At 67.7% G+C, this 6,037-nt stretch carries 1 protein-coding gene; it reads left to right on the forward strand.

All coding sequences use genetic code 11. The annotated features are described in order from the left end of the window. Nucleotides 1-6,037: non-ribosomal peptide synthetase (locus tag DAT35_RS57775; protein ID WP_146210353.1), on the forward strand; the 6,037-nt coding region annotated here is incomplete at both ends.

A 6,037-nucleotide genomic window follows, 5' to 3' on the forward strand; every position in this document is an offset into this window, starting at 1 on the left:
GTGTCGGGCCCGGAGGCGCTGGCGTACGTCATCTACACGTCAGGGTCGACGGGAGTGCCGAAGGGGGTGGCGATGCACCACCGACCACTGCTCAACCTCATCCGGTGGCAGGTGGAGCGCTCGGAGGCGGGGAAGGGGAAGACGCTGCAGTTCTCAGCGCTGAGCTTCGACGTGAGCTTCCAGGAGATGTTCGCCACGTGGGGGGCGGGTGGAGAGCTGGTGGTGATTGAGGAGGAGTTGAGGCTGGAGGCGAGGGGGCTGCTGGAGAAGATGGAGAGCAGCGGGGTGGAGAGGCTGTTCCTGCCATTCGTGGCGTTGCAGAACCTGGCGGAGGTGGCGGAGAGGGAGGGGCTAGCGCCGAGCAGGCTGAAGGAAGTGATAACGGCGGGAGAGCAGCTGAGGGTGACGCCAGCGTTGAGGGGGTGGATGAAGAGGCTGGGAGGGGTGCTGGAGAATCAGTACGGGCCGACGGAGACGCACGTGGCGACGGCGTTGCGGCTGGAGGGAGAGGCGGAGAAGTGGCCGGAGCTGCCAAGCATTGGAAAGCCCATAGCGAACACGAGGGTGTACCTGCTGGATGCAAATGGGGAGCCGGTGCCGGTGGGAGTGGCGGGGGAGCTGTACATAGGGGGAGTAGCGGTGGCGAGGGGCTACCTGCACCGGGAGGAGCTGACGAGGGAGAAGTTCCTTACGGACGGGGTGGGAGGCAAACCGGGAGGGAGGCTGTACCGGACGGGAGACTGGGCGAGGTACCTGCCGGACGGGAACATCGAGTTCCTGGGGAGGCGGGACGCGCAGGTGAAGGTGAGAGGGTTCCGAATCGAGCTGGCGGAGGTGGAGGCGGCGCTGGCCAGGCACCCGGCGGTGAAGGACGTGGCGGTGGTGGCGAGGGAGGCGGGCTCGGGAGGAAAGAGGCTGGTGGCGTATGTGGTGCCGCAGCCGGGCCAGGAGGTGGAGGTGGCGTCCCTGAGGACATTCCTCAAGGAGCGCCTGCCCGAGTACATGGTGCCGTCTGCCTTTGTGAGCCTGGAGGCGTTCCCACTGACGCCCAGCGGGAAGGTGGACAGGAAAGCCCTGCCCGTGCTGGAGGTGGAAGCGACGCGAGATGAGTTCGTGGCTCCCCGGACGCCTCTGGAGGAGGTGGTGGCGGGAATCTGGGCGCCGTTGCTGGGACTCAAGCGCGTGGGGGCACGTGACAATTTCTTTGATCTGGGAGGGCACTCGCTGCTGGCGACGCAGGTGGCTTCGCGCCTGAGAGAGCTGCTCCGGGTGGATGTGCCGGTGCGCATGCTCTTCGAGGTGCCCACGGTGGCGGAGCTCGCCGCTCGGCTCTCGTTGACGCAGACAGGGACGCTGGCTCCCGAGTCCCTTCCGTTGGTGCCCATGCCGAGGGAGGGAACGCTGCCGTTGTCCTTCGCACAGCAGCGCCTGTGGTTCATCGAGCAATTCGCGCCGGGAGGCTTCGCGTACAACCTGCCCTACGTCACGAGGCTGAAGGGCTCGTTGGACGTGGCCGTGCTGGAGCGGAGTCTGTCCGAGATCGTTCGCCGGCACGAGGCTCTACGGACGACGTTCGCCGAGGTGGAGGGCCAGCCGGTGCAGCGAATTGCCCCCGAATGGGTGCTCGCGCTGCCCGTGGAGAGCCTCGAGTCGTTGCCGGAAGCGGAGCGCTCCAGCGCGATCCGGCGGTGTGTGGAAGAGGAGATGCGGCGCCCGTTCGACCTGGAAAAGGGCCCGCTGCTCCGAGTGCTGCTGCTGCGCGTGTCCGCTGGCGAGCATGTGCTGGTGCTCGTGATGCACCACATCGTCTGCGATGGCTGGTCCATGGGTGTGCTCGTGCGGGAGCTGGCGGCTCTGTATGAGGCGTTCGCGTCGGGGAAGGAGCCTGCGCTGGCGGCAATGCCGGTGCAGTACGCGGATTACACGCGGTGGCAGAGGGAGTGGCTGAAGGGAGAGGTGCTGGAGGCGCAGCTGTCCTGGTGGAAGCAACGGCTGGAGGGAGCGCCGCCCATCCTGGAGCTGTCGACGGATCGGCCGAGGCCTCCAGTGCAGACGTTCCGGGGTGCCACATTGGCGGTTCCACTTCCCGCGGCGCTCACGGAGGGCATCCGGGCGTTGAACGGCAGGGAAGGTGTCACTCCATTCATGACGTTCCTGGCGGCGTATCAGGCACTGCTGGCGCGCTACAGCGGGCAGACGGATATCGTGGTGGGCTCGCCCATCGCGGGACGCACCCGGCGAGAGCTGGAAGGGCTGATTGGCTTCTTCGTCAACACGATCGCGCTGCGGGTGGATGTATCGGGGTCGGTGAGCTTCCGGCAACTGCTGGGCCGGGTGCGTGAGGCCTGCCTGGGTGCCTATGCTCACCAGGATGTTCCGTTCGAGCAGCTCGTGAATGCGCTGCATCCCGTGCGGGACCTGAGCCGCTCGGCGCTGTTCCAGGTGATGTTCGCCTTGCAGGAGGCCTCGCCGGCATTGGCTCTGCCGGGCGTGTCCTCGGGCGAAGTGGCGTTCGAGACCGGGCTGGCGAAGTTCGATCTCACCCTGTTCGTGAGAGAGACCGCGGAGGGATGGGAAAGCCTCTGGGAATACAACACCGACCTGTTTGACGAGGCGACGGTGGCCCGGATGGCGGCGCATTACGCGAGGCTGCTGGAAGGTGCCGTGGCGCAGCCGGAGCAGGCGCTGTCGGCACTGCCGCTGCTGTCCGAGGAGGAGCGGCGGCGGGTGCTGGTGGAGTGGAACCAGACGCGGACGGAGTACCCGAGGCAGGCGTGCGTCCACTCGTTGTTCGAGGAGCAGGTGGCGCGCCGACCCGAGGCCGTGGCGGTGGAGTACGAGGGTGAGCGGCTCACCTATTCGGAACTGAACCGGAGGGCCAACCAGGTGGCCCGGCACCTGCGGCGCCTGGGCGTCACGGTGGGGAGCCGGGTGGGACTGTGCGCGGGTCACTCGGTGGAGATGGTGGCGGCGACACTGGGCATCCTGAAGGCCGGGTGCGCGTACGTGCCGCTCGACCCCACCTATCCCCGAGAGCGCCTGGCGTTCATGGTGGAGGACACGGCAGTGCCAGTGGTGCTGGTGCAGCCGGAGCTGGCCTCGAAGCTGCCTCCAGTGGCCGCGGCGGTCGTGATGTTGGAGCGCTCCTGGGAGGGCTTCGCGCACGAGAGCGGGGAGGACCTCGGGGAGCGGGTTGCTCCCGAGTCGCTGGCGTATGTCATGTACACGTCGGGATCGACGGGCCGGCCCAAGGGCGTGTGCATCCCTCATCGGGGAATCGTCCGCCTGGTGCGAGACACCCACTTCATCGAGGTGAAGCCAGGGGACCGCTTCACCCTGATGTCGAACACCGCGTTCGACGCGGCGACGCTGGAACTCTGGGGCGCACTGCTGAATGGGGCGGCCCTGGTGGGAGTGCCGAGAGAGGTGGCGCTGGCTCCGAGGGCCTTGGCCGCGTTCCTGCGCGAGAAGCAGGCGAGCCTGACGTTCGTGACGACGGCGTTGTTCAACCAGGTGGCGGCGGAGTGCCCGGATGCCTTCCGGACGCTGACGTACGTGGTGTTCGGCGGCGAGGCGGCGGACCCCAGGTGGGTCCGGGAGGTGCTGGACAAGGGCGCCCCGAGGCACCTGGTGAATGGCTACGGGCCGACCGAGAACACGACGTTCTCGACGACGTTCGAGGCGATGCAAGGGGCTGCGTCCGTGCCTATCGGCAAGCCCATTTCGAACTCGGAAGCGTACGTGCTGGATGCGCGGATGCAGCCGGTGCCGGTGGGGGTTGCCGGAGAGCTGTACGTGGGCGGAGACGGGCTGGCGCTCGGGTACCTGAACCGGCCGGAGCTCACGGCGGAGAAGTTCGTTGCCCACCCGTTCAGCTCGGAGCCTGGCTCGAAGCTGTACCGGACGGGTGATGTGGCGAAGTACCTCCCGGACGGGACCCTCGAGTACCTGGGGCGGCGGGATGCGCAGGTGAAGGTGCGTGGCTTCCGCATCGAGCTGGGTGAGGTCGAGGCCGCGCTGGCGAAGCACCCGGGAGTGGGCGAGGTGGTGGTCCTGGCCAGGGAGGACATCCTCGGGGACAAGCGGCTGGTGGCGTACGTGGTGCGGCGAGGGGGCCATGCGGTGGAGCCGGGAGCGCTGAGGGTCTTCCTCAAGGAGACGCTGCCCGAGCACATGGTGCCCTCGGCCTTCGTGCGCTTGGAGAAGCTGCCGCTCACGCCCAATGGAAAGGTGGATCGCAAGGCGCTGCCCGAGCCGGACGTGGAGCGGGCCGAGCGGGAGGACCACGTCGCACCTCGGACGCAGATGGAGCGGGTGGTGGCGGACATCTGGGCGCCGCTGCTGAAGCAGGCCCGTGTGGGGGCTCATGACAACTTCTTCGAGCTCGGGGGGCACTCGTTGCTCGCCGCACGCGTGGCCACGCGTCTGCGCGAGGCGCTCCAGATGGAGCTACCCGTGCGGGTGCTCTTCGAGGCCCCGACGGTGGCGGAGCTCGCGGCGCGGCTCGAGTCCATGCCGGGTGGCAAGCAGGGCCAGCGTATCCCTCCGCTGGTGCCCGTTCCGCGCGAGGGGGCGCTGCCACTGTCCTTCGCGCAGCAGCGGTTGTGGTTCATCGAGCAGCTCGAGCCCGGCGGGTTCACGTACAACGTTCCCTATGCCCTGCGGCTGAAGGGGCGGCTCGACGTGGCCGTGCTGGAGCGGAGTCTCCAGGAGTGCATTCGCCGGCACGAGTCGCTGCGGACGACGTTCACGCAGGTGGCCGGCCGGCCTGTGCAGCGGATTGCTCCGGAGTTGGTGCTTCCGCTACCGGTGGAGAGCCTGGAAGGGCAGTCGGCCGACGCGGTCAGGCTGCACGTGGAGCGGGAGGCTCGGCGCCCGTTCGACCTGGAGACGGGTCCGTTGGTGCGGGTGACGCTGCTGCGCGTGGCCGCGGATGAACACGTGTTGCTGCTCGTGATGCACCACATCATCTGCGACATCTGGTCGTTGGACCTGTTGCTGCGCGAGGTGGAGACGCTGTACCGGGCGTTCTCCTCGGGAGCGGTGCACTCGCTGCCGGAACTGCCGGTGCAGTATGTGGACTATGCGAAGTGGCAGCGCGAGTGGCTGAAGGGCGAGTTGCTAGAGGAGCAGCTCTCCTGGTGGAAGCAGCAGCTCGCTGGAGCGCCGCCCGTCCTGGAACTGCCCACGGACAGGCCCCGGCCTCCCGTCCAGACCTTCCGCGGCGCCTATCTGTCACTCCCTCTACCCCCGGCACTGTCCGGGGCGATCCGGAAGCTGAGCCACGAAGAGGGCGTCACGCTGTTCATGGCGTTCCTGGCCGGGTTCCATGCGCTGCTGGCGCGCTACAGCGGACAGACGGACATCGTGGTGGGCTCGCCCATCTCGGGGCGCCACCGGCGCGAGGTGGAAGGGCTGGTCGGCTTCTTCCTCAACACGCTGCCGCTGCGGGTGGAAGGGGCGGGGGTGGATGGCTTCCGGGAACTGCTGGGCCGGGTTCGCGAGTCGTGTCTGGGCGCCTATGCCCATCAGGAGCTGCCCTTCGAGCAACTGGTGGACGCGCTTCAGCCCGCGCGAGACCTCAGCAGGTCACCGCTCTTCCAGGTCATGTTCGTCTACCAGACCGCGCTCGAGTCGCTGGCTCTCCCCGGGTTGTCCGTGGACGAGCTCACCTTCCAGCCAGGAATGGCGAAGTTCGACCTGACGCTGTTCGTGAGGGAGACGGCGGAAGGATTGTTGAGTCTCTGGGAATACAACACCGCGCTGTACGACGAGGAGACAGTGGCCCGGATGGCGGGGCACTACGTGCGGCTGCTGGAGGGAGCAGTAGCGGAGCCGGAGCAGCGTCTGTCGTTGTTGCCAATGATGGGGGAGGAGGAGAGGCGGAGGGTGGTGGTGGAGTTCAACGACACGGCGGAGTTGTACGCGCCGGCGAATGGGGTGCACGAGCTCTTCGAGGCATGGGCAGACAGGACGCCGGAAGCGGTGGCGGTGAGCTTCGGAGAGGAGAAGCTGACGTACGGGGAGCTGAACCGGA

Origin of the sequence: Vitiosangium sp. GDMCC 1.1324, assembly GCF_003044305.1 — a bacterium.
Classification (GTDB): Bacteria; Myxococcota; Myxococcia; order Myxococcales; family Myxococcaceae; genus Archangium.